We start from the raw sequence: 24,754 nt of genomic DNA on the forward strand, positions 1-24,754 counted from the left end.
CCGCCCTCGCACGAGCGCTCAGCGGGTGAGCGACGGGATCACTCGGCGGTGGTCTCCTCGGCGGCGACGGTCGCCTGCGACTCGACAGCCTCGGCAGACTCGGACTCGTCCTCGATCACGGCGAGGGAGATCTTGCCGCGGTTGTCGATCTCGCGGATCTCCACCTCGATCTTCTGGCCGACCTTGGCGACGTCCTCGACGTTCTCGACCCGCTTGCCGCCGTTGAGCTTGCGCAGCTGGGTGACGTGGAGCAGGCCGTCCTTGCCCGGGGTGAGCGAGACGAAGGCGCCGAAGTCGACCACGCGCACGACGGTGCCGAGGTAGCGCTCGCCGACCTCGGGCACCATCGGGTTGGCGATGGCGTTGACCGCGGAGCGGGCCGCCTCGGCCGAGGGGCCGTCGGTCGCGCCGATGTAGACGGTGCCGTCGTCCTCGATGGTGATGTCGGCGCCGGTGTCGTCCTGGATCTGGTTGATCATCTGTCCCTTCGGCCCGATGACCGCACCGATCTTGTCGACAGGGATGGTCACCGCGAGCACGCGCGGGGCGTGCGGGCTCATCTCATCGGGCGCGTCGATCGCCTCGCCCAGCACCGAGAGGATCGCCAGACGCGCCTCGTGGGCCTGCGACAGGGCGCCGGTGAGCACCGAGGCGGGCAGGCCGTCGAGCTTGGTGTCGAGCTGGATGGCGGTGACGAACTCGGAGGTGCCGGCGACCTTGAAGTCCATGTCGCCGAAGGCGTCCTCGGCCCCGAGGATGTCGGTGAGGGCCGCGTAGCGGGTCTCGCCGTCCACCGTGTCGGAGATCAGTCCCATCGCGATGCCGGCGACCGGGGCGCGCAGCGGCACGCCGGCGTTCAGCAGCGAGAGGGTCGAGGCGCAGACGGAGCCCATCGAGGTCGAGCCGTTGGAGCCGAGGGCCTCGGACACCTGACGGATCGCGTAGGGGAACTCCTCGCGGCTGGGCAGCACCGGCACGATGGCGCGCTCGGCGAGCATGCCGTGGCCCACCTCGCGGCGCTTCGGGGAGCCGACGCGGCCGGTCTCGCCGGTGGAGTACGGCGGGAAGTTGTAGTGGTGGATGTAGCGCTTGCGGTCGACGGGCCCGAGGGAGTCGATCTGCTGCTCCATCTTGAGCATGTTCAGCGTGGAGACGCCCAGGATCTGGGTCTCGCCGCGCTGGAACAGCGCCGAGCCGTGCACGCGCGGGAGCACCTCGACCTCGGCGGAGAGAGCGCGGATGTCGCGCAGGCCGCGGCCGTCGATGCGGACGCCCTCGGTGAGGACCTTCTTGCGCACGACCTGCTTGGTCAGCGCGCGGAAGGCGCCGGAGACCTCGGACTCGCGACCCTCGAGCTGCGCGCCCTCGGCGGCGAGCTCGGCGGTGACCTCGCCGAGCAGCTGCTCGGTGCGCTCCTCGCGCTCGGTCTTCGCGGCGATGGACATGACCTCGGCCAGACGCTCGGTCGCGGCGGCCTCGACGATGCCGTAGGCGTCCTCCTGGTAGTCCAGGAAGAGCGGGAACTCGCGCACGGGCTTCGCGGCCTTCGCGGCGAGCTCCTGCTGCGCCACGCACAGGCTGCGGATGAAGACCTTGGCGGCCTCGAGGCCCTCGGCGACGACGGACTCCGTCGGAGCGATCGCGCCCTGCTCCTTGATGAGCGTCCAGGAGTTGTCGGTGGCCTCGGCCTCGACCATCATGATCGCCACATCGTCCTCGACGATGCGACCGGCGACGACCATCGAGAAGACGGCCTCGTCCAGCTGCGCGAAGGTCGGGAACGCGACCCACTGGCCGCCGCCCTGCGCGTCGGGCATGAGCGCGATGCGCACGCCGCCGATCGGGCCCGAGAAGGGCAGACCGGAGATCTGGGTGGACGCGGAGGCGCCGTTGATGCCGACGACGTCGTAGGCGTCCTCGGGGTTGCAGGCCATGACGGTCAGCACGACCTGGACCTCGTTGCGCAGGCCCTTGACGAAGGCGGGGCGCAGCGGGCGGTCGGTGAGGCGGGCGGCGAGGATCGCATCGGTGCCCGGGCGGCCCTCGCGACGGAAGAACGAGCCGGGGATGCGGCCCGCGGCGTACATCCGCTCCTCGACGTCGATGGTGAGGGGGAAGAAGTCGAAGTGCTCCTTCGGCTTGTTCGACACCGCGGTCGCCGAGAACACCATGGTGTCGTCGTCGAGGTAGACGGACACGGCACCGGCGGCCTGCTGGGCGAGGCGGCCGGTCTCGAAGCGGATCTCGCGACGGCCGTAGGCGCCGTTGTCGATGACGGCGGTGGTGGCGGTGATGTCAGGGCCTTCCATGGCCATGGGGGATCTCCTTGGTTGAGGGGTGCCCCTGCCGGTGCGGCCTTCGTCAGTCACCCGCGGCGCCCGGGCGGGACCGGGGTCTCCGGTCGCCCGATCCGCAGGCCACTGCCGAGGACCGAACCTGGTCGGGGCGGACATACGACACCGCCGCCCGCCCTGGGGGCGAGCGGCGGAGGGGATCAACGGCGGATGCCGAGGCGCTTGATCAGCGCACGGTAACGCTCGATGTCGTTCTCCTGGAGGTACTTCAGGAGGCGCTTGCGCTGACCGACCAGCAGCATCAGACCACGGCGCGTGTGGTGATCGTGCTTGTGGGTCTTGAGGTGCTCGGTCAGGTAGGTGATGCGGTGGGTGAGCAGCGCGATCTGGACCTCGGGCGAACCGGTGTCGCCCTCGCCGGTCGCGTACTCCGAGATGATCGCCTGCTTGGTGGCGGAATCGAAGGCCATACTGGTTCTCCTCAGGTCGTTGCGCGGCGCGCCGGGGCCTTCTGCCCCGGGCTCTTCCGACGAGCGGCCCCCGAGCGCACCTCACCCCTGCGGGTGGGCGTTGGCTGGGGGCGGGATCGCTCTCCGCGGCCGGTGTGACGGCTCGGGAAGGATATCAGGAGCCCAGGTCGCTCCGGGAGCGCTCCGCCTCGAGAGTGCGGCGGGTCACCTCGACGTCCTCGGCCATCTGCTCCACGAGCGCGTCGATCGAGTCGAACTTCAGCGTGGGGCGCTGGAACTCGACGAACTCCAGGCGCACGGTGTCGCCGTAGAGATGGAGGTCGTGGTCGCCCAGCACGTACGCCTCGACGGTGCGGCGGGGCGCGCCGTCGACCTCGAAGGTGGGGTTGGTGCCGATGGAGATCGTCGCCGGGGCGCCGGCCAGCGGCTCGTCCCCCGCGTGCGAGGGGTCCTGGGCGGTGACCGTCGCATAGCCGGCGTAGACGCCGTCGGCCGGGATCAGGCCCTGCGGCCGCGGGCCCAGGTTCGCCGTGGGGAAGCCGAGCTCGCGGCCGCGGCGGAAGCCGTGGTGGATCACGTCGGTGACGGTGTGCAGCCTGCCCAGCGCCTCGTTCGCGGCGCGCACGTCACCGGCGAGCAGGTCGCGCCGGATCCCCGAGGAGGAGATCCGGCCGGTGCCCGCCCCCTCGGGCCCGAGGTCCGGGGCGGTGACTACCTCGAAGCCGTACTTCTCCCCCAGCTCGCGCATGGTGTCGATGTTCCCCGCGTTCGCGCGGCCGAACAGGGCGTCCTCCCCCAGCACCACGCACTTCGCACGAAGCCCCTCGACCAGGAAGATCCGCACGAACTCCTCCGGGGAGTGCTGGGCGAAGTCGAGCGTGAACTCGAGGTCGAGCACGCCGTGCAGGCCGGCGAGCAGGAGCAGGCGGTCGCGGTCCTCGTGCCCGGTCAGCAGCGGCGTCGCCTCGGGCGAGCCCATGACATGGCGCGGATGCGGCCAGAAGGTGAGGGCGACGGGGCTCAGGGAGCGCGCCTCGGCGTGGCGGCGCAGCTGGTCCAGCACGAAGCGGTGCCCCCGGTGGACGCCGTCGTAGTTCCCGATCGAGACCGCGGTCTCGCCGAGCTCGGCGGGCACCTCCAGGACGGAGTGCCAGATGGGGAGGCGGGTCACGACGCGCTCAGGTCCTTCCGATGCCGGGTGCGGTCCGCGCACCCGTGCTCCGCCGCGCCGGCGGGCGGGCTGCGACGGCGGGTTCGCCGGAGGACACTGTAACGCTCGCAGGCCGGGGCCATCCGACGTCGCCACGGCACCGACGCCCCGGGGCGTGCTCCGGGCCACCTGCCCGAGTGCGACCTGGACCTCGGCTGTTGCAGAGCTGTGACGAAGCTCGGACCGGACATCGTGGTAGTACGCGGGACGCTCCGTTAGTCTCGGACGGAAGGCGGCGCCGGGGAGGGACCCCTGTGCCCTGCGGCGCAAGCCGAGGGCGGGCACGACGGCCGCCGGGAACGGATCTGGATCCATGACGAACGTGACCAATACGGCCCCGGGTGGCCGCAGCCGTCGCCGGGTCGCGCTGATCCTCGTGGCGATCGTCGCCGTCCTCGCCGTGATCCTCACCGGCGGGGCGCTGGCCTACGCCAAGCAGTTCGAGGGCCGCGCGCTGCCGGGCACCATGGTGCTCGGCCAGGACGTCTCCGGGAAGAGCCCCGAGGAGATCGCCGCCCTGGTGACCGAGCACGGCGAGTCCGTGAAGGTCTCGGTGACCGCCGGCGAGAAGCAGCTCGAGGTGCCGCTGGCGGACCTCGGCGTGAGCGTCGACTCCGCCGCGACCGCCGCCGCGGCGCTCGAGCGCGACGACTCCCTGCCCGCGGTCATCTCCTCGACCTGGTCCGGCGAGCACACCGTCGAGCCCGTCGTCGAGGTGGACGAGGCCGCCGCGGCCGAGTTCGCGAAGGGCCTGGTCCCCGAGGACATGACCACCCCGGTCGATGCGCAGGTCGTCTTCGACGAGGAGGCGCAGGCCTGGAACGTCGAGCCCGGCCGCAACGGCCAGGGCGTGGACCCGCAGACCCTCGTCGAGGCCGTGAAGACCAAGGCTCCCGCCCTCGAGAGCTTCTCCGTGGAGCAGCCGATCGAGCAGATCGCCCCCGCGATCACCACCGAGGAGGCCGAGGAGGTCGTCGGCACGATCTCCTCGCTGCTCGAGCAGCCCATGTCGATCTCCAGCGCCGACGGCGAGACCCATGAGGTCTCCGCCGAGCGCCGCAGCGACTGGATCTCCGTGACCCCGGACGAGTCCGGCAAGAACCTCTCCATCGCGGTGGACGAGGACGCGGTGCGCGAGTGGGTCGCCACCCGCGCCGAGGAGGACGCCGTCGAGCCGGAGAACGGCATCGAGCAGGTCGACGAGGCCGGCGAGGTCGTCAAGGTCGTCTCCGAGAAGAAGGACGGCCTGGAGATCACCAACACCGACGCCGTCGCCGACGAGCTGATCACCGCGCTGAAGGGCACGACTCCCCTGGAGGCCGCCTTCGAGACCAAGAAGCTCGAGGCCGAGGTCGACAAGGTCGACGCGCCGAAGGACGAGGAGGAGAAGGACGAGGAGAAGTCCTCGGACGACGAGGAGACGAAGGACGAGGAGCCCGCCGCCGAGCCGACCGGCGAGAAGTGGATCGACGTCGACCTCACCAACAAGACGGTCACCGCCTACGTGGGCGACACCCCCGTCTGGGGCCCGCGCTCGATGGTCGACGGCAAGGAGGGCAACGAGACCCCCACCGGCACCTACGAGATCTACCTGCGCTACGACCGTCAGGACATGACCAACGCGCCGTACTACGACGAGGACCATCCGAAGTACTACTACACCCCGGACGTCCCCTGGGTGCAGTACTTCCATAACGGGTACGGGTTCCACGGCGCGCCGTGGCGCTCCTCCTTCGGGTACTCCGGCTCGCACGGCTGCATCAACCTGCCGGTCTCCGATGCGAAGTGGCTGTACGACTGGGCCAGCATTGGCACGCGGACGGTGGTGCACCGCTGAGCGGTCCCCGCTCCCCCGCACGGCAGTGAGAGAGGGCCCCTCCCGGTGACGGGAGGGGCCCTCTCTCCGTGCGAGCCCCGGTGCGGCGGTCTCGCCCGCGGGGAGCTCGGGCGGCTCAGCGGCGGGTGTCCTCGGGCACGACGAGCCGGGGGTGCCAGTCCCGTCCCTCGCGCTGCAGGACGGCCACCAGGCGGCCGGCCGTATCGAGGGCCGCGACCGGGGTGTCCTCCGGGCCGGCGTGCGCGGGATGGGGCCGGGAGGGCGCTCGCAGCTCCTGCGCGGAGCGGATCCGCTTCCCCGTCCCGAGCGCCGCGGCCTCGTCCTCCGAGACGTCCAGGACCGGCAGCACGCGCGCGGCGATCTCGCCGAGCCCGTGCAGGGGCAGGTCCACGTCGTCGCCCTCGCCGCGGGCGGGGACGTGCACCCCGTCCTCGACCGCGAAGGGGCCGACGGCGGTGCGGCGCAGCGCGGTGAGGTGCCCGCCGACGCCGAGGGCGGCGCCGAGGTCGCGGGCGAGGGCGCGGACGTAGGTGCCGGAGGAGCAGTCGACCACGGCCTCGAGGTCGAGGTGCCCGTCCCGCTCGGTGCGGGAGAGGATCTCGAAGCGCGGCACGCGCACGGGCCGGGCGGCGAGCTGGACGTCCTCCCCCGCGCGGGCGCGGGCGTAGGCGCGCTCCCCGTCGACCTTGATCGCGCTGACCGTCGAGGGGACCTGCTGGATGTCGCCGCGGAGCCCGTCGAGGGCCTCCTCGAGACGGGCGTCCTCGATCCCGGTGGCGTCGACCCGCTCGCCGAGCGCCTCGCCCTCGCGGTCGTCGGTCGTGGTGGCGCTGCCCAGCCGGATCGTGGCGAGGTAGGTCTTGTCCAGGCCGACGAGATGGGTGAGCAGCCGGGTGCCCTGCCCGACGCCCAGCACGAGCAGGCCGGTGGCCATCGGATCGAGGGTGCCGGCGTGGCCGACCTTCTTGGTCCCCAGCAGCCAGCGCACGCGGGCGACCACGTCGTGGCTGGTGCGGTCCTCGGCCTTGTCGACGAGCAGGATGCCGTGGGGTGCGGAGGTCACGCCCGCTCGTGCCCCGGGGCGGTGCCCTCGTCGTCGTCGAGATCTTCGACGTCGAGGTCCGCGTCGTCGAGGTCCTCGTCGTCGAGGTCCTCGTCCTCCTCGTCGCGGGGCTTGCGGTAGGGATCGGCCTCGCCGGCGTAGGCGGCGCCCTCCTTGGAGCGGGCGAGCTCCGCGTCGCGGCCGCGGGCCTCGCTGAGGAGGTCCTCGATGACGCGCGCGTTCTCGGGCACCGCATCGGCGATGAACTCGAGGGTGGGGGTCAGGCGCACGCCGGTCTGTCGGCCGACCTCGCGGCGGAGCATGCCGGTGGCGCTGTGCAGCGCGGCGGCGGTGCCCTCGCGCTCCTCGTCGGTGCCGAAGACGGTGTAGAAGACGGTGGCGTGCTGGAGGTCGCCGCTGACGCGCACGTCGGTGATGGTCACGAAGCCGAGCCGCGGGTCCTTGACCCGGGTGTCGAGCATGGTGGCGACGATGATCTTGATGCGGTCGGCGAGCTTGAGAGCGCGGGGGTTGTCGTTCATGGGATGGGATCCTCCTGGTCGGCGCCGAGAGCGGCGAGCTCTTCGGCGCGGGGATGGTCGAAGGGGACCGCGAGCAGGATGTCACGGTCGATGGACTGGTCGACGCGGTGGCGGAAGGCGCCGTCGGCGCTGAGCACGCGCAGCCCGGCGCCCGCGAGCACCGCGCTCGCCTCGGCGTGGTCGAGGGTGCGGCGGTTGACCGCGAGCGCGACCCCGGCGCCGTCGCGCAGCAGCGAGCGCCAGCCGGGCGCCGCCTCGCGCAGCACCTCGAGCGGGGAGCGCTGCCAGGCGCCGCCCGCGCGGGAGCCGTGCTGGACGCCGTAGGGCAGGTCCCCGACCAGCGCGTCGACGGAGCCGCCGGGCAGCACCTCGCCCAGTCGGGTGGTGTCGCAGCCGAGCAGGGTCAGGCGCTGCCCTCCGCCGGCGCGCAGGGTCTGCTTGTCGGGGGCGAGCTCCGCCTCGGTCCGGCTGCCCAGCTGCTCGCCGTGCACGGTGAGCCGCGTGGTCTCCAGGGTGTGCTTGAAGCGGTGGGTGCGCAGCCAGGTGCCGAGGAACGCCCGGTAGGCCTCCACGTCCTTGCGGTCGATCTCCGCGCCGACGGGGCTGAGCCCGAGGCGCAGCGCCCGGTTCAGCGTGGTGCCGCGTCCGCACAGCGGATCGAGCAGGTCGAGGGTCCCGTCGAGGATCCCTGCGCGGCGGGCGGACAGGGCCGCGGCGAGGTTCACCAGCAGGGCGGTGAACTGCTCGTTGGTCTTGCCGGTGTAGCGCAGGGTGGTCTCGAGGTCGGAGGGGTGGCGCAGCACGGCGGGCAGGGGCCGGGGGCGCAGCAGCGGCCGGTCCGGATCCTGGGGGTCCTCCTGCTGCACGTCGAGCACGCCGAGGGTGCCCGAGAGCATCGCCAGCAGCGCCTCGGAGCGCGACCCGCCCGTCGCGCCGCGCACCTCGAGTCCCGCCATCCCCCCGACCTCCCGGTCCCGCAGAGAGGGAACCGCGCCGAGATGGGCGCCGAGCACCCAGTGCGCCTCGGCGCGCGAGAGCGCCCCCGCGGCCTGCGCATAGACGCGATTGGCCGAGGGGGCGCGGAGCAGGAGGGACACCTCGTTCATCGTGGTCTCCTCCCCCGCCGGCGCGGCCGGGCACCCCGGCGAAGGGGTGCCCGGTCGTCGCAGGATCAGCTGCGGGGCTTCTCCTGCATCTCGTAGGTGGTGATGAGGTCCTCGAGCTGGAGGTCGTTGAAGGACCCCAGGTTGATACCGCACTCGTAGCCCTCGCGGACCTCGGTGACATCGTCCTTGAAGCGTCGCAGACCGGCGATCTCGATGTTCTCCGCGATGACCTTGCCGCCGCGGGTGATGCGCGCCCTGGCGCCGCGCCTGATGAGGCCGCTGCGCACGATCGAGCCGGCGATGTTGCCGAACTTGGAGGAGCGGAAGATCTCGCGGATCTCCGCCGAGCCGAGCTCGACCTCCTCGTACTCCGGCTTGAGCATGCCCTTGAGGGCCTGCTCGACCTCGTCGATGGCGTTGTAGATGACCGAGTAGTACTTGATCTCCACACCCTCGCGGTCGGCGTACTCCGCGTTCAGGCCCTCGGCCCGGACGTTGTAGCCGATGATGACCGCGTCCGAGGCGACGGCGAGGTTGATGTTGTTCATCGTGATCGCGCCGACGCCGCGGTCGATGATCCGCAGGTCCACGCCCTCGCCGACATCGATGCCCAGCAGCGACTCCTCCAGGGCCTCGACGGCACCGGCCGCGTCGCCCTTGAGGATGAGGTTGAGGGTCTCGATCTTGCCGTCGGCGACGTGCTTGTTGAGGTCCTCGAGCGAGATGCGCTTGCGGGCCTTGGAGAGCGAGGCGGCGCGCTTGGCGGCCTCCCGCTTCTCGGCGATCTGACGGGCGGTGCGCTCGTCCTGGGCGACCAGGAAGGAGTCACCGGCGCCGGGCACCGAGGTGAGGCCGAGGACCTGCACCGGGCGGGACGGACCCGCCTCGGTGACGTTCTCGCCGTTCTCGTCGAGCATGGCGCGCACTCGGCCGTGGCCGATGCCGCACACGATCGCGTCGCCGACCCGCAGGGTGCCCTGCTGGACCAGCACGGTGGCGACCGGGCCGCGTCCCTTGTCCAGGTTCGCCTCGATGGCCACGCCGCGCGCGTCCTTGTCGGGGTTCGCCGAGAGCTCGAGGGCGGCGTCCGCGGTGAGCAGCACCGCCTCCAGCAGGTCGTCGATGTGCAGGTTCTCGCGGGCGGAGACGTCGACGAACATCGTCTCGCCGCCGTACTCCTCCGCGATCAGGTTGTACTCGGTGAGCTGCTGCCGGATCTTCTCCGGGTTCGCCTCGGGCTTGTCGATCTTGTTGACCGCGACCACGATCGGCACGTTCGCCGCCTGGGCGTGGTTCAGCGCCTCGATCGTCTGGGGCATCACGCCGTCGTCCGCCGCGACCACGAGGATCGCGATGTCGGTGACGTCCGCACCACGGGCACGCATGGCGGTGAACGCCTCGTGGCCCGGGGTGTCGATGAAGGTGAGCTGACGCTGGGCGCCCTCGTGCTCGACGTCGACCTGGTACGCACCGATGTGCTGGGTGATGCCGCCGGCCTCGCCCGCACCGACCTTCGCCTTGCGGATGGTGTCCAGCAGGCGGGTCTTGCCGTGGTCGACGTGACCCATGACGGTGACGACCGGGGGCCGCGGCACGCGGTCCGCCTCGTCCTCCTCGGCGAGCTCCGCGTCGAGATCGATGTCGAACTGCTCGAGCAGCTCGCGCTCCTCGTCCTCGGGGGAGACGATCTCGATCTTGTAGCCGAGCTCGTTGCCGAGCAGCTCGAAGGTGTCCTCGTCCAGCGACTGGGTGGCCGTGGCCATCTCTCCCATCGCGAAGAGCACCGTGATCAGCGACGCGGGGTTGACGTCGATGCGATCGGCGAAATCGGACAGCGAGGCGCCGCGACGCATGCGGATGGTCTCGCCGTTGCCGCGGGGCAGCGAGACGCCGCCCGGTGCGGGAGCCTGCTGCTGCTCCCATTCCTGGCGCTTCGCGCGCTTCGACTTGCGGGAGCGGGCCGGCTTGCCGCCGCGACCGAAGGCGCCCTGCGTCGCGCCGCGACCGCCGCGACCGCGGGGGCCGGGGCCACCGCCGGGACGACCGCCCGTGCCGCCGCCACCGCCGGGACGACCGCCGGGGCCGCCGCCGCGACCGCGGCCGCCGCCCTGGTTGGCGTCGGCGAGGCCGCCGTGGGAGTGCTGGCGCATGATGCCCGGGGTGGGCATGCCGGGGCGGGCACCGCCCGGACGCGGCGCGCCACTGGGACGGGGAGCACCCTCACGGGGAGTGCGACCGCCCTGCTCGGCACCGGCGCCGGCACCCTGCCCGGGGCGCGGCGGACGCTGGCCCGGACGAGGCATGCCCTGCGAGGTGGCGAAGGGATTGTTGCCGGGACGGGGACCGCCCTGACGAGGGCCGCCCTGACCGCCGCCCTGGCCGGGCTTGCGGCCGGGACGGGGCATGCCCTGCGAGCTGGCGAAGGGATTGTTGCCGGGGCGCGCGGCACCGGGGCGCGGCGCGGGGCGCTCGTTCCCGGGCTTGGGCGCGGACGACTTCTCGCCGCCGGGCTTCGGCGCCGGGGCACCGGGCTTGGGGCTCGGGGCGCCGGGCTTGGCGGACGAACGCGGAGCCTCCGACGCGGGCTTCTCCGCGGCAGGCTTCTCCGCCGCGGGCTCGGCCGGAGACGCGGCCTTCGGCGTCGGGGCGGCGGGGCCGGGCTTCTGCGGCGCGTTCTGGGTGCCGGGCTTCTGCGCGGCAGGGGCCTCGGCGGCGGGCTTCTTCGCGGCCGGCTTCGCACCGGGCTTCGGCGCGGAGCCCGGCGTGGGGGCGCCGGAGGTCTTCTTGGGGGCGCCGTCGGACGCCGGGAACTCCTGGCGCAGACGACGGGCGACGGGTGCCTCGATGGTCGAGGAGGCGGATCGGACGAACTCGCCCATGTCCTGCAGCTTCTGCAGGACGACCTTGCTGGGCTGTCCGAGCTCCTTGGCGAGCTCGTGGACGCGGACCTTAGCCACTTTTCTCCTGTCTCGGTCCGGCCGACAAGAGGGCTCGGACCATTAGTTCCTGAGGGTGCTCATGAGTGAGTACTCATCGGATGTCCATGGGTGCTTCTACCTGTTCCACGTGCGGGTGGGTTCGAAGGCCTCGAGGTCCCGGGCGAGGAGCCCGGTGTCGACCCTGCCGCGGAAGGACCGGGCCGGGCCGCCTCGCCGCAGGGCGAGGTCGAGACATGATGCGTCGGGGTGGAGCCATGCCCCGCGGCCGGGCGCCGATCCCGTGGGATCGACGCGGACACGTGGGACGACGCCGTCGGGAGCGGGCTCCCGGACCAGTCGCACCAGCTGCTCGCGCGGAGCCGCCTGGCGGCAGCCGACGCATGTGCGCTCGGGGCGGTGTGCGGTGGAGCGTGCGATGACGCGACCTCCTCCGTTCCGAGCGCCTCCGCCCGGACGGGAGGGCGGTCGACGGGGGTCGATCGCGGTCTCCACTGGGCGAACAGCCTCCCCAGTGTAGCGGACGGGTGCGTCCCGGGCCGCAGCGGGGAGGCGTGCGACACACCTCGGCGTCCCGCGGGCCCCGCGGTGCGGGCCCCCGGGTGCGGACCCCTGGGCCCGTGGCCCGTGCCCCGGGGATCGGCGGCGCACGCCGGGCCGCGCGGAGCTCAGCCCTCGGCCGGCACCTCGCCCCCGCCCTCGGGGCGGATGTCGATCTTCCAGCCCGTGAGCTTCGCGGCCAGGCGGGCGTTCTGCCCGTCCTTGCCGATCGCCAGGGAGAGCTGGTTCTCGGGGACCACGGCGCGCACGGCCCGGCCCACCTCGTCGATCACGGTGACGGAGGAGACCTTCGACGGGGAGAGGGCGCCGGCGACGTACGCCGCGGGGTCCTCGTCGAAGTCGACGATGTCGATCTTCTCGCCGCCGAGCTCGTTCATCACGGAGCGGACGCGCGCGCCCATCGGGCCGATGCAGGCACCCTTCGCGTTCACGCCCGGGACCGTGGCGCGCACCGCCATCTTGGTGCGGTGGCCGGCCTCGCGGGCGAGCCCGGCGATCTCGACGGTGCCGTCGGCGACCTCGGGCACCTCGAGCGCGAACAGCCGGCGCACGAAGTTCGGGTGCGAGCGGGAGAGCATGATCTGCGGGCCCTTCGGGCCGCGGCGGGCCTCGGTGACGTAGGCGCGCAGCCGTCGGCCGTGCGAGTAGTCCTCCCCCGGCACCCTCTCGTGCGGGGGCAGGACAGCCTCGACCTCGCCGAGGTCGACCAGCACCATGCGCGGGTCCCGGCCCTGCTGGATGATGCCCGAGACGATGTCGTCCTCGCGGTCGGCGTAGGTGCCCAGCACCGCGTCGTCCTCGAGGTCGCGGATGCGCTGGAAGATGACCTGGCGCGCGGTGCTCGCGGCGACGCGGCCGAAGTTCTCCGGGGTGTCGTCCCACTCCTCGAGGACCACGCCGTCGGCGTCGCGCTCACGGGCGATGACGGCGACCTCGCCGGTGTGCTCGTCGATCAGCACCTCGGAGTCGCGGACCGGATGGTCCGTGTGCAGGTAGGCGGCGTGCAGCGCCGAGCGGATCGCGTCCAGCAGCACGGGCAGGCTGATCTCGCGCTCGCGCTCGAGGGCCCGCAGGGCACCCATGTCGATGTCCATCTCAGCTCTCCTTCGTCGCGGTGGTCCCCGCGGTGGTCTCGGCGGTCGTGGTGTCCGGGTCGGCGGGGCCGGTCCCGGGGAGGTCGGCGGCGGCGTCGGCCAGCAGCTGCTCGAGGTCGTCCGGCGGGTCGAACTCGACCTCGACCCGTGCCGCGTCGAGCTCGTCGATCCGCAGCTCGAGGCGCTCGGCGGTGCCGGCGGGGAGCTTCCGGGGCCGGCCGCGGTCGTCCCGGCCGGGCTCCTGGCGCAGGTGCAGGGTCTCGCCGTCGACGGCGAGCAGCCGGGCACGGTGCTCGGTCCCGGCGGCGGTGCGCAGGGCGAGGAGGCGGCCGCGGCTGCGGCGGAAGTGGCGGGGCGCGGTGAGGGCGCGCTCGACGCCCGGGGTGGTGAGCTCCAGCAGCACCGGCTCCGGGCCCAGCAGGGCGTCGTCGGCGTCGATCCGCGCCGACAGCTCGCGGGACGCCTCGGCGACGGTGTCGAGGTCGGCGCTGCCGAGCTCGTCCTCGGGCAGGTCCACGACCAGGCGCAGGCGCGGCATCCCGCCCTCGCGCCCCAGCTCGACCTCCTCGAGCACGAGCCCGTGGGCGTCCAGCACGGCGGCGGCGGCCTCCCGCAGGTCGGTCTGGTCCTCGAGTGCGCTCATGGACTGGTCGCCTCCTGCTCATATGGGTGACTTCGCCGCCCGGGACGTGCCCCGGAGCGTCGGCACCAGGATAGTGTCCACGCGGCGTCCGCGCTGTCACGGGGCGCGCGGATGCGAGAATCCTCCCGTGCCCGACTCCCTCCGCTCCTCCGATCCCCCGGCCCTGCTCGGCCGGCGGCGCCTGCTGCGCACCTCCGTCCTCGCCCTCGCGGCGGGAGCGCTCGGCGCGGGGACGCTCGGCGGCTGCGGACGGATCGCCCTGGGCGGCCCCGAGGAGTACACCCCTCCCCCGCCGGGCATCGACGACCTCTACCGCCGGGAACTGCTGGCCCTGCTCGAGCGATCGATCGCGGGGGCCGAGGCGCTCACAAGCACCTCGACCGGCGGGGACCCGGCACTGGCCGCGGACCTCACCGTCCTCGTCGCGGCGCTGCCCGTGCAGCGTCGCGCCCTGCTCACCGGGGCGGAGCAGGAGCAGGAGGTCGAGGCGTCCGAGGACCCCGCTCCGGAGGCGACCACGGCGCCCGACCCGACGGACGTCCCCGACGACCTCCCTGCGCTGCTCGCCGTCCTGGTCGAGCTGCGGGACCTCGCGTCCGACGCCTCCCGCCAGGTCTCCGGCTCCCTCGCACGTGCGACCTCCGCGCTCGCCGCGCACTCGGCCTGGATCGCGCTGCGCCTGCGCACCTCGTCGGGGACAGGATCGGTGCCCGCCTCCCCGTCGGCCGAGGACCTCGTGCCGCGCCGGGACGTGCCCGCCACGGATCCGCCCTCGATCGGGGCGGAGGAGGACTACCGCAGCGCGATCGAGCGGGCCCAGCAGGAGGAGTGGTACGCGGGCTACGTCCACGAGGTGCTCGCCGCGCGCTCGGAGGGCGAGGAGCGGGAGGCGCACCTGGCGCGGACCGAGCTGCACCGCACCCGTGCCGAGCAGCTCGCCGCCGTCGCCGAGGAGGACGGCGCACCCGTGGTGGTCCGCCAGGCGGTCTACGCGCTGCCCGGCGGTCAGCTCGACGAGGCTGCCGCCGGCACGCTCCCGACGACACTCTCCCAGGGGCTCCTGCTGGACCATCTCGCGCTCACGGGCGCAGCGCCCTTCGAGCGGCGGCCGCTGTCCATCGCGGCGGCTCTGGCCGAGGCGGAGCTGCTGGCCGGACGGGTCGACCGGATGGACCCGCTGCCGGGCCTGGTCGCCGAGGACCCGCCGCCCGCGGACGGCTGAGCGCCGCCGCGGACAGACACGGTCAGGCCCCGCGCACCTCGGCGAGGACGGCGCCCACGACCTCCGCCGGGGAGACCTCGCGGATCGTGCCGCTCGCCCGGTCGCGCACCTCGACGGTGCCCTCGGCCAGGCCACGGCCGATCACCACGGAGGTGGGCACGCCCAGCAGCTCGGCGTCCTTGAACTTCACGCCCGGGGAGACCTTCGGCCGGTCGTCGTAGAGGACCTCGAGGCCGCGCGCCTCGAGCTCCGCGGCGACCCGCTCGGCCTCCTCGAAGACGGCCGCGTCCTTGCCGGTGGCGACGATGTGCACGTCGGCCGGGGCGAGCTGCCGCGGCCAGACCAGACCCTTCTCGTCGTGGTGCAGCTCGGCGACCGCGGCGACCGCGCGGGTGACGCCGATGCCGTAGGAGCCCATGGTCACGACCACGGACTTGCCGTTCTCGTCGAGGACCTTCAGCCCCAGCGCCTCGGCGTACTTCCGGCCGAGCTGGAAGATGTGCCCCATCTCCATGCCGCGGGTCAGGCGCAGCGGGCCCGAGCCGTCGGGCGCGGGGTCGCCGTCGCGCACCTCGGCCGCCTCGATGGTGCCGTCGGCGGTGAAGTCGCGGCCGTAGACGAGGTCGTAGGCGTGCTTGTCCTTCTCGCCGGCGCCGGCGACCCAGGCGGTGCCGGGCACGACGCGGGGGTCCACGAGATAGCGGATGCCGGACGGCGCCTCCAGGCCCAGGCCCTCGGGGCCGATGTAGCCCTTCTTCAGCACGGGATGCGCGGCGAAGTCCTCGTCGGTGAAGGCGGTCGCGATCGCGGGGGCGACGGCGGCCTCGAGACGCTTGGGGTCGACCTCGCGGTCTCCGGGCAGCGCGATGACCAGCGGCTCGGTGGTGCCGTCGGGGTGGGTGAGGAGGTAGACGAGGTGCTTGAGCATCTCGTAGCGGGTCCACTGCCCGTCCTCGGCGACGCGGCCCTTCCCGGGGAAGGCCTCGTTCGAGAGGTCGGTGAGCTTCGCGATGGTGCTCGCGCCGGGGGTGTCCTCCAGGTGCATCGCGGGCAGGGCCGCGATCGCCGCCTCGTCCAGCACCTCCGGGGGCAGGGTGGTGACGGCCTCGACGTTCGCGGCGTAGCCGCCGTCGGAGACGACGAAGGTGTCCTCGCCGACCTCCGTGGGATGGAGGAACTCCTCGGAGCGGGAGCCGCCCATCGCGCCGGCGTCGGCCTGGCAGATCACGGTGGGCAGGCCGAGGCGCTCGAAGGTGCGCTGGTAGGCCAGGCGCTGCTTGTCGTAGGAGGCGTCGAGCCCTGCGTCGTCCACGTCGAAGGAGTAGGCGTCCTTCATGATGAACTCGCGGGTGCGCAGCAGGCCCGCGCGGGGACGCGCCTCATCGCGGAACTTGGTCTGGATCTGGTACAGCATCGCCGGGAGGTCCTTGTACGAGGAGTACAGGTCCTTCACCGTCAGGGTGAACACCTCCTCGTGCGTGGGGGCGAGGAGGTAGTCGTCCTCGCGACGGTCCTGGAGCCGGAACAGCGTGGGCCCGTACTCCTCCCAGCGGCCGGTCGCCTCATAGGGCTCGCGCGGCTGGAGCGCGGAGAAGAGCACCTCCTGGCCGCCGATCGCGTCCTGCTCCTCGCGCACGATCTGCTCGACCTTCCGCAGCACCTTCAGGCCCAGCGGCAGCCACGTGTACACCCCGGCGGCGGAGCGGCGGATGTAGCCCGCGCGCACCAGCAGCCTGTGGCTGGCGACCTCGGCGTCGGACGGGTCCTCCCGCAGGGTGCGGACGAACAGCGTGGACAGACGGAGCATGGGGCGGCCTTTCGGGATGCGAGGGGGCGCGAGCCGGCGATGGGCTGCGCGGGGCCATGCTACTGGTCGGAGCGGTCCCGGCGGGGCGAGGAGTGACCCTGCGGACGTGCATGCGGCGCTGCGGCGGCCCGTCGGTACGCTGACGGGATGCAGCGACGACAGCGGCGGGCCCCCGCCCCGGCGGGAGCGGCGCGCGAGACGCGAGGAGGACCGGCGGGCGCCGGTCCCCGAGCCGACGGCGGCTCCTGCGCGGCGCGGGCGCCGTCGCCGGTCTCGGCGTGCTCGGGGCGCTCGGCACCGGCGCGGTCGCGGCAGGGCGCTCCACCTGGAGCGCCGTCGACCCGCGCACCGAGATCCCGCTGCACGCCGGGACCGTCGCCATCGGCGCCGACGGCGAGCGGGTGCTCGTCGGCGGTCGCGCCCCCGACCTCGCCCTGAGCCCCGGCACCCGCCTCGCCGCCGCGCTGCCGGAGCACTCCCCCGCCCGGGACCGCGCCGCGGGGTTCGCCGCACGGACCGCGGCCTGGCGCGAACGGCTGCGCGCACGGCTGGCGGAGGGCGGCGACGCCCCCTCGGGGGTCGGCAACTCCGACGCCGGGGCCGAGATCTCCGCCGCGGGGACGAGCAGCGCCGCCGGGGACGCCGATCTGCTCGTCGACCTCGCGGACACCGCGCTCGCGGACCTCTGGGTGCTCGACGACGACCTGCCCGCCCCCGTCGCCGGCTGGACCGCGAACTGGCGGTACGTGTGGCCGCGCGATGTGGCGTTCTGCGCCGTCGCCCTGGCCCGGATCGGCGCGGCCGATCGCGCCGCCGACGTGCTCGCCCATCTCCAGGACCTCCAGCAGGCCGACGGCTGGTTCGAGGCGCGCTACGTGCCCGGCACCGACCGCGCCCCCGATCGCCGCGCCGCGCAGTTCGACGGGACTGGGCTGCTGCTGTGGGCGGGCGCCGAGGCGGTCGCCGCCGCGGGCGCCGGAGGCGGGGCCGTCGCCGACCGGCTCGCACCGCTGGTGACGACGTCGCTCGCGGCCCTGCACCACGCCACCTCGGGCGGGACCGCGCTGCCGCCCGCCTCCCCCGACTACTGGGAGGTGCGCGAGGGCGCCGCGACCCTGTGGGGCGCGGGAGCGACCCTCGCCGGGCTGCGCGCCGGGGCGGAGCTCACCGGCTCCACCGGCGCGGAGGAGTCCGCGCAGGTCTTCGCGCACCTGCTCGAGGGGACCTTCGGGCGCGGCGGCTGGCAGCGCTATCGCGACGGCGGCGGCGCCGACTCCGCACTCGCCCTGTTCGACGCGACGGGCCTGCACGACATGATCGATCCGGCACGCCTGGGGGAGCTGCGGAGCGAGCTGTCCCGGCCCGCCGGCGGCATCGCGCCGGGCGCGGCCTGGAAGCAGGACGGGATCAGCTGGACCCCGTCGACCAGCCTGCTGGGCCTGGGCCTCGCCCGCGCCGGGGAGCACCGGACCGCCCGCGAGATCCTCTCCTGGCTCGCCGCGCACCGCACCGAGCAGGGCTCCCTGCCCGAGAAGGTGCTGCACGACGGCCGCCCGGCCCAGGTCGCGCCGCTGGCCTGGACCGCCGCGAACACGCTGCTGGCCCTCGACGCGCTCGCCGCCTGAGCAGCGCACCGACGCGCTCGCTCCCCGCACCGCGCACCACGGCGGCGCGATAACTCGCTGGCACCACGGCCAGGGCGTGCCCTAGCGTGCCCGGCATGGACACCACCGGCACGCCCCACCGCACCGGCGCCGACGACGCACCGGCACGACAGCGCCTCTTCGAGGACAACCGCACGAACTGGGACGACCGTGCCGCGCTGCACGTCGCCTCCGGCTACGGCATCGAGGAGCTCGTGGCCGACCCCTCGCTGATCAGCCCCGAGGTCGCCCAGGACCGCGGACGGCTCGGGGACCTCACCGGCCTCGACGTCGTCCATCTCCAGTGCCACCTCGGCACGGACACGGTGAGCCTCTCCCGGCTCGGGGCTCGCCGGACCGTCGGCGTGGACCTCTCCCCCGGCTCCCTCTCCCGTGCCCGGGAGATCGCGGACCGCGCCGGGGCCGGGATCGAGTTCGTCGAGGCGAACGTGTACGACGCCCGGGAGGCGGTGACGGGCGACTTCGACCTCGTGTACACCTCGATCGGGGTGCTGTGCTGGCTGCCCGACGTCGCGGCGTGGGCACGGGTCGTCGCCTCGCTGCTGCGCCCGGGCGGACGCTTCCTGATCCGCGACGACCACCCGATGTTCATGGCCGTGGGCGACGACGTCTCCGACGGGCTGAGGATCGAGCAGCCCTACTTCCAGCGGCAGCAGCCGATGACCTGGGACCAGGAGGGCAGCTACGTCCCGGTCCCCGAGGGCACGCCCCGCATGACCCACACCGTCAGCCATGAGTGGAACCACTCGATCGGGGAGATCCTCACCGCGCTGCTGCAGGCCGGGCTGGTGCTGGACTCCTTCGAGGAGGTCCCGTACGCGGCCTGGTGCCCGTGGCCTGATCTGATGGTGCGCGAGGGCGACCGCTACCGGCTGCGGGAGGACCCGGACCGGCTCGCGCTGCAGTACGTGCTCACCGCCCACCGTCCCGCCTGAGCCGACGGGACACAGAGTCCGTCGGCTCAGAACAGCAGCGTGGAGAGCTCCCCGACCTGACGGAAGCCGGAGGCGGCGTAGGCGCGACGGGCCGGCTCGTTGAAGTGGTTGACGTAGAGGGAGACCTGCGGGGCGTGGTCGCGGCGCACCTGGGCGACGAGCTCGGCCATCGCGGTGCGGCCCAGCCCGTGGCCGCGACGGTCCGGGCGCACCCACACGCCGTGGATCTGGGCGACGGGGCCGAAGAGCGCGCCGACATCGGCCTTGAACAGCACCTCGCCCTCCTCGATCACCGCATAGGTGCGGCGCTGCCGTATCAGCTCCCCGACCCGGTGGCGGTACGAGCGGCCGCCGTCGCCGAGCAGCGGATCGATCCCGACCTCCTCGCGGAACATCGCCACCGCGGCCGGGAACACGGCCGCCGCGTCCTGCGGCTCGGCGGCCCGCAGTCCCGCGCCGGGCAGCGAGGGCATCAGTGCCGGCGGGTCCGCGAGCAGCAGCGGCTGGCTCCAGCGATGCTCGCGCACCTCACGGTCCCAGGAGCGGCCGAGGGTCTCCCACAGCCGTTCGATCGCGGCACGCTCCCCCACCACCGAGCTGGCCCGGCGCGGCCTGCCCGCCAGGTGCGCCCCGAACTCGTCGAGCGCGCGCGGCGTCGAGGACAGCGGCGAGAGGTTCACCCCGTGCCACAGCACGCCCTCGGGCAGGCGGTCATCGCCCACCAGGGAGAACTCCTGGGCGAGGGAGGCGGAGCGTGCGGTCTCCCGCAGCCGGGCCCCGCCGAGCGCGTTGGTGACCGGGTCCCGCAGGACGAGTTCCAGCGCCGCGTCCACCGTGCCGGGGCGCACTGCGCGCAGGCGCCCGCCCCGCCGGAACACGGCCTCAGCCCACGGAGACGGAGGGGGCACCGCCGGCCGGGACGTCCTCGCCCATCTCGGCGGCGATGCGGTTCGCCTCGGCGAGCAGGGTCTCCACGATGTCCTCCTCCTGGACGGTCTTGATGACCTCGCCCTTGACGAAGATCTGGCCCTTGCCGTTGCCGGAGGCGACGCCGAGATCGGCCTCGCGCGCCTCGCCGGGGCCGTTGACGACGCAGCCCATGACGGCGACGCGCAGCGGGACCTCGAGGTGCTTGAGCCCCTCGGTGACCTTGTCGGCGAGGGTGTAGACGTCGACCTGGGCGCGGCCGCAGGAGGGGCAGGAGACGATGTCGAGCTTGCGCGGCTTCAGGTTCAGCGACTGCAGGATCTGGTTGCCGACCTTGACCTCCTCCACCGGCGGGGCGGAGAGGGAGACGCGGATGGTGTCGCCGATGCCCTCGCCGAGCAGGATGCCGAAGGCGACAGAGGACTTGATGGTGCCCTGGAAGGCGGGGCCCGCCTCGGTGACGCCGAGGTGCAGCGGCCAGTCGCCCTCCGCGGCGAGCTGGCGGTAGGCCTCGACCATGATCACGGGGTCGTTGTGCTTGACCGAGATGCCGAAGTCGTGGAAGTCGTGCTCCTCGAAGAGGGACGCCTCCCACTTCGCGGAGGCGACGAGGGCCTCGGGGGTGACGCGGTCGCCGGTCATCATGCGCTTGTCGATCGAGCCGGCGTTCACGCCGATGCGCAGCGCGGTGCCGTGGTCCTTCGCGGCCTTGGCGATGTCCTTCACCTGGTCGTCGAAGCGGCGGATGTTGCCCGGGTTGACACGGACGCCCGCGCAGCCCGCCTCGATCGCGGCGAAGACGTACTTGGGCTGGAAGTGGATGTCGGCGATCACCGGGATCGGGGACTTCGCGGCGATCGCGACGAGCGCGTCGGCGTCCTCCTGGCGCGGGCAGGCCACGCGCACGATGTCGCAGCCGGCCGCGGTCAGCTCCGCGATCTGCTGGAGGGTCGCGTTGACGTCGTGCGTCGGAGTGGTGGTCATCGACTGCACGGTGATCGGCGCGTCGCCGCCGACGTACAGGTCGCCCAGCTTCACCTTGCGGGTCGTCCGCCGGGGGGCGAGGACCGGCGGGGGCGTCTTGACGGAGGGGATGCCGAGGCTCACGGAAGTCACCCCTCCATTATGGACCGCCGACGGGCTCCGGCGAGGCGAGGTGCGACACCTCCACCGCTCCTGCACGCACGACGTGGCCCGGGGCACAGCCCCGCGGGGTCCGGTGCGCGCCGGGGCCGGGCCGTCGTCGATCGAGCCGGCGCCTGTCGGAGCGGCGCCTGTCGGGCCGGCGCCGGAGCACCGGGCGCGCGGCGGGTCAGGGGAACAGCGCGATCGGCTTGACGATGTCGGCGTAGAGCAGCAGCAGCGTCATCACGATGAACACGAGCGCGACCGCATTGGTCAGCGGGAGCATCCGCGACATGTCCACGGGCCCGGGATCCGGGCGTCCCCGCAGCCGTGCGATCCGGCGTCGGAACCCCTCGAGCAGCGCCCCGGCGACATGCCCGCCGTCCAGCGGCAGCAGCGGGACGAGGTTGAACACGAACAGCGCCATGTTCAGCGAGGCGAGCATCGAGATCATCGTCCCGACCTTCTCGCGCAGCTCGAAGCCGGGCTCGTCGGCGGAGGCGACCTCGCCGGCCAGCCGCGAGACACCGACGACGCCGAGCGGCCCGTCCGGGTCGCGCTCGGCGCTGCCGAAGGCGGCCTGCGCCACCTCGTACAGCCGCACCGGGAGGGTCACCACGATCTGCCCGGTGCGCACGAAGGCGTCCCACGCCATCGCAGGTACCTCGGCCGGGGACTGCGGGACGAGGTCGGGGGTGCCGGCCACGCCGAGGAACCCGACCTCCTCGGTGACCAGGCTCCCGTCGGCGTCGCGCACCGCGGCGCCGTCCTCGTCCAGGACGGGGCGGGCGTCGATCACGAGCGTCGCCTCGAGCGGGATCTCCCGCCCGTCACGCTCGACGACGACCTCGATCGTGCGGTCGTCCGCGGCGCGGACGGCCTCGGTGACGTCCTCCCAGCGCTGGATCGGGGCGCCGTCGATCTCGCGCAGCACGTCGCCGGGACGGATCCCGGCCTCGAGCGCGGGGGCCGGGGGCTGTCCCTCGCAGGAGACGTCCGCCGGCGCGTCGGCCGGGACCACGCACTCGGAGACGCTCTGCACCGTCGGCGTCACCGAGGGCAGGCCGATCCCGCTGACCAGCACCACCATCAGCAGCACGGAGATGAGCAGGTTCATGGTGGGCCCGCCGAGCATGACCACGAGCTTCTTCGGCACCGACAGCGCCACGAAGGTGCGGTGCGCGTCCTCGGGCCCGTACTGGGCGGACTCGTACGCCTTCGCGTCCTCGGACATCTCCGTCATCTGCTGGAGCAGGCCGGTGGAGTCCTCGCGAATCGTGCCCTCGGGCTCGCCCTTGTGCGGCGGGTACATGCCGATCATCCGGATGTAGCCGCCCAGCGGGATGGCCTTCAGCCCGTACTCGGTCTCGCCGCGGGTGCGGGAGAGGACCGTCGGCCCGAAGCCGATCATGTACTGGGTGACACGGACCCCGAACAGCTTCGCGGGGACCAGGTGCCCGATCTCGTGCAGCGCGATCGAGAGGGCGAGCCCCGCGGCGATGACGACGACGCCGAGCGCGAACAGCAGCATGCTCAGCGCGCCCGGGCCGCGAGGAGCTCGGCCGCGGCGGCGCGCGCCCAGGACTCGAGCTCGAGGAGGGCATCGACGCCGTCGGCGCGCTCCGCGCGCGGCCGCGTCGGGAGCTCGAGCACCGCCCGGATCAGCCCGGTGATGCCGAGGAAGTCGAGGCGCCCGTCGAAGAAGGCGTCGACCGCCTCCTCGTTCACGGCGTTGTACACGGCCATCGCTCCCCCGCCCTCGCGGTGCGCGGCGCGGGCCAGCGCGATCGCGTCGAAGGTGTCCTCGTCCACGGGCTCGAAGGTCCAGGACTGCGCGGCGGAGAAGTCCAGCGGGGCGGCGAGTCCGGGGAGCTTCTCGGGATGGGCGAGGGCCCAGCCGATCGCGTGGCGCATGTCCGGCGGGCCCGCCTGGGCGATCGTGGAGCCGTCGACGAGCGTGACCATCGAGTGGACGATCGACTGGGGGTGGACGACCACCTGCACGCGTTCCTCCGGCAGGTCGAACTGGAAGCAGGCCTCGATCACCTCGAGCGCCTTGTTCACCAGGGTCGCGGAGTTCGTGGTGATGACCCGGCCCATCGACCAGGTGGGGTGGGCGAGCGCCTGCTCGGGGGTGACGCCGTCGAGCTCGGCGCGGGTGCGGCCGCGGAAGGGCCCTCCGGAGGCGGTGACCACGAGGTGGTCGATCTGGTCGTGGCGCACCCCGGCCAGGGCCTGCGCGATCGCGGTGTGCTCGGAGTCGACGGGGAGGATCTGCCCGGGCGCGGCGGCGCCCGTGACCAGGTCTCCGCCGACGACGAGGGACTCCTTGTTCGCCAGCGCGAGCCGGGCCCCGGAGCGGAGCGCGGCGAGGGTGGGCAGCAGGCCGACGGAGCCGGTGATCGCGTTGAGCACCACGTCCTGCACGCCGAGGGACCCGGCGAGCTCGACGACCGCCTCGGCGCCCGCGCTGATCCGCGGCGCGGGGAGGCCGACGGCGGAGCAGGCCGCCTCGACGGCCTCGCGCACCGCGACGGCCCGGGCGGGATCGGAGACGACGAGCTCGGCGGGGCGGTGCGCGAGCACCTGCTCGGCGACGAGGCCGGGCCGGGTGCCGCCGACGGCGAGGCCGTGGAGGGTCGCGACGTCCCCGTAGCGGGCGAGGACGTCGAGCGCCTGCGTGCCGATGGAGCCGGTGGACCCCAGCAGGACCAGGCGCCGGGGGACGGCGGTCACGGCACGGAGGCCATCACGTCCGCGACATGGTCGAGGTACACATCGACCACGGCCTCGCGGTAGCCCTCGGGGCCGCGGCGGCGGCCGAAGGCGGCGCGGCGCACGTCGTCCACGCTCATCGGGTGGCCGTCGGTGAAGTAGGCGACGAGCTGGTCGCACAGGGCGTCGACGTCGCCCTTGTCGTAGGCGGGCTCGCCCTGCGCGGCCGGGGCGAAGCGGTCGCCCGCGGGGCGCTCGAGCCGCTCCTTGAGCGTCTCGGCGCGCTCGGTGAGCTGCGCGACCCATGCCTCCTCGCCCTGGGCGGCGATGGCGTCGTCGCGGGCCTGCAGCGCGAACGCGTCGGAGAGGCGGTCCAGCGCCTCGTCGACCACGCGCATGTCGTAGCCGCCGCGCTCGGTGCCGAAGCTCGCCGCGGTGATGTCGGAGCCGTCGAAGGACGGGTCGCGGCCCTCGTAGGCCTTGCGGGCGCGGGAGAGGAACTCGTCGACCTCGCGCATGTCGTATCCGACGCTGAAGCGCGAGACACGCTCGAACGATGTGCTCACCTGGTGGTCCTTCCTCGGTGCTGTCGGTGTCCCACTGTAGCGGCGCGGGAGGGGTGTG

Annotated in this window: 20 protein-coding genes; 4 read left to right on the forward strand and 16 right to left on the reverse strand. The window is 73.4% G+C overall.

The window, feature by feature from the left end; translation table 11 throughout:
* Positions 1-38: 38 nt before the first annotated feature.
* The 3 genes from RBL05_RS05550 to RBL05_RS05560 form a co-directional block, all read right to left on the reverse strand.
* Entirely contained in the window at positions 39-2,309 is a 2,271-nt protein-coding gene (locus tag RBL05_RS05550; protein ID WP_318604312.1) for a polyribonucleotide nucleotidyltransferase, read from the reverse strand.
* Between the two features lie 185 nt (positions 2,310-2,494).
* Positions 2,495-2,764 carry a 30S ribosomal protein S15 gene (rpsO, locus tag RBL05_RS05555; RefSeq protein WP_070499396.1) on the reverse strand — a complete coding sequence of 90 codons (270 nt, stop codon included), beginning with the start codon at positions 2,762-2,764 and terminating at the stop codon, positions 2,495-2,497.
* Positions 2,765-2,918: 154 nt separating this feature from the next.
* A complete protein-coding gene (locus RBL05_RS05560) occupies positions 2,919-3,935 on the reverse strand; it encodes a bifunctional riboflavin kinase/FAD synthetase (RefSeq protein WP_308740323.1) in 1,017 nt (338 codons plus the stop codon).
* 352 nt (positions 3,936-4,287) lie between these two features.
* Between RBL05_RS05560 and RBL05_RS05565 the strand changes: the two genes are divergently transcribed.
* Positions 4,288-5,811, forward strand: a complete 1,524-nt coding sequence (locus tag RBL05_RS05565) for a L,D-transpeptidase family protein (RefSeq protein WP_308740322.1) — start codon at positions 4,288-4,290, stop codon at positions 5,809-5,811.
* 115 nt (positions 5,812-5,926) lie between these two features.
* Here RBL05_RS05565 and truB read toward each other — a convergent pair whose 3' ends face one another.
* From truB to rimP, 7 genes are all read right to left on the reverse strand, one after another.
* Entirely contained in the window at positions 5,927-6,874 is a 948-nt protein-coding gene (gene truB / locus RBL05_RS05570; RefSeq protein WP_308740321.1) for a tRNA pseudouridine(55) synthase TruB, read from the reverse strand.
* Positions 6,871-7,395, reverse strand: a complete 525-nt coding sequence (gene rbfA / locus RBL05_RS05575; protein WP_308740320.1) for a 30S ribosome-binding factor RbfA — start codon at positions 7,393-7,395, stop codon at positions 6,871-6,873. The genes truB and rbfA overlap by 4 nt, the downstream gene beginning before the upstream one ends.
* Entirely contained in the window at positions 7,392-8,501 is a 1,110-nt protein-coding gene (locus RBL05_RS05580) for a TRM11 family SAM-dependent methyltransferase (protein WP_308740319.1), read from the reverse strand. Before RBL05_RS05580 ends, rbfA begins: the two co-directional genes overlap by 4 nt.
* 65 nt (positions 8,502-8,566) lie before the next feature.
* Positions 8,567-11,458, reverse strand: a complete 2,892-nt coding sequence (gene infB, locus RBL05_RS05585; RefSeq protein WP_308740318.1) for a translation initiation factor IF-2 — start codon at positions 11,456-11,458, stop codon at positions 8,567-8,569.
* A gap of 96 nt (positions 11,459-11,554) precedes the next feature.
* Complete coding sequence (locus RBL05_RS05590) at positions 11,555-12,088, reverse strand: YlxR family protein (protein ID WP_318604142.1); 534 nt, start codon at positions 12,086-12,088, stop codon at positions 11,555-11,557.
* 17 nt (positions 12,089-12,105) lie between these two features.
* Positions 12,106-13,092 (reverse strand): transcription termination factor NusA, encoded by a 987-nt coding sequence (gene nusA, locus RBL05_RS05595; protein ID WP_308740317.1) that lies wholly within the window; start codon positions 13,090-13,092, stop codon positions 12,106-12,108.
* Between the two features lies 1 nt (position 13,093).
* Positions 13,094-13,735 carry a ribosome maturation factor RimP gene (gene rimP, locus RBL05_RS05600; protein WP_308740316.1) on the reverse strand — a complete coding sequence of 214 codons (642 nt, stop codon included), beginning with the start codon at positions 13,733-13,735 and terminating at the stop codon, positions 13,094-13,096.
* A gap of 127 nt (positions 13,736-13,862) precedes the next feature.
* On the opposite strand from rimP, the gene RBL05_RS05605 reads away from it, so the two are divergent.
* Positions 13,863-14,957: a DUF4439 domain-containing protein gene (locus RBL05_RS05605; RefSeq protein WP_308740315.1), complete on the forward strand. Its 1,095-nt coding sequence runs from the start codon at positions 13,863-13,865 to the stop codon at positions 14,955-14,957.
* Positions 14,958-14,979: 22 nt separating this feature from the next.
* Here RBL05_RS05605 and RBL05_RS05610 read toward each other — a convergent pair whose 3' ends face one another.
* Positions 14,980-16,764, reverse strand: a complete 1,785-nt coding sequence (locus tag RBL05_RS05610; protein WP_308740314.1) for a proline--tRNA ligase — start codon at positions 16,762-16,764, stop codon at positions 14,980-14,982.
* Positions 16,765-17,042: 278 nt separating this feature from the next.
* On the opposite strand from RBL05_RS05610, the gene RBL05_RS05615 reads away from it, so the two are divergent.
* Positions 17,043-18,389, forward strand: coding sequence for a hypothetical protein (locus RBL05_RS05615; RefSeq protein ID WP_318604143.1), 1,347 nt, complete (start codon positions 17,043-17,045; stop codon positions 18,387-18,389).
* 95 nt (positions 18,390-18,484) lie between these two features.
* Positions 18,485-19,363, forward strand: a complete 879-nt coding sequence (locus RBL05_RS05620) for a class I SAM-dependent methyltransferase (RefSeq protein ID WP_308740312.1) — start codon at positions 18,485-18,487, stop codon at positions 19,361-19,363.
* A 26-nt stretch (positions 19,364-19,389) separates the two neighbouring features.
* Here RBL05_RS05620 and RBL05_RS05625 read toward each other — a convergent pair whose 3' ends face one another.
* The 5 genes from RBL05_RS05625 to RBL05_RS05645 all read right to left on the reverse strand — a co-directional run bounded on the left by RBL05_RS05625 (position 19,390) and on the right by RBL05_RS05645 (position 24,696).
* Entirely contained in the window at positions 19,390-20,211 is an 822-nt protein-coding gene (locus RBL05_RS05625; protein ID WP_318604144.1) for a GNAT family N-acetyltransferase, read from the reverse strand.
* A 34-nt stretch (positions 20,212-20,245) separates the two neighbouring features.
* On the reverse strand, positions 20,246-21,406 hold the full coding sequence (ispG, locus tag RBL05_RS05630; protein WP_308740310.1) for a flavodoxin-dependent (E)-4-hydroxy-3-methylbut-2-enyl-diphosphate synthase: 1,161 nt from the start codon (positions 21,404-21,406) through the stop codon (positions 20,246-20,248).
* A gap of 196 nt (positions 21,407-21,602) precedes the next feature.
* The gene (locus tag RBL05_RS05635) at positions 21,603-22,946 is read right to left on the reverse strand and encodes a M50 family metallopeptidase (protein ID WP_308740309.1); all 1,344 of its coding nucleotides are present in this window, start codon (positions 22,944-22,946) and stop codon (positions 21,603-21,605) included.
* 2 nt (positions 22,947-22,948) lie between these two features.
* Positions 22,949-24,151 (reverse strand): 1-deoxy-D-xylulose-5-phosphate reductoisomerase, encoded by a 1,203-nt coding sequence (gene dxr, locus RBL05_RS05640; protein ID WP_308740308.1) that lies wholly within the window; start codon positions 24,149-24,151, stop codon positions 22,949-22,951.
* A complete protein-coding gene (locus RBL05_RS05645) occupies positions 24,148-24,696 on the reverse strand; it encodes a DivIVA domain-containing protein (RefSeq protein WP_010551362.1) in 549 nt (182 codons plus the stop codon). The genes dxr and RBL05_RS05645 overlap by 4 nt, the downstream gene beginning before the upstream one ends.
* Positions 24,697-24,754: the final 58 nt, after the last annotated feature.

It is taken from the genome of Brachybacterium sp. GU-2 (assembly GCF_030866705.2).
Lineage (GTDB): Bacteria > Actinomycetota > Actinomycetes > Actinomycetales > Dermabacteraceae > Brachybacterium > Brachybacterium conglomeratum.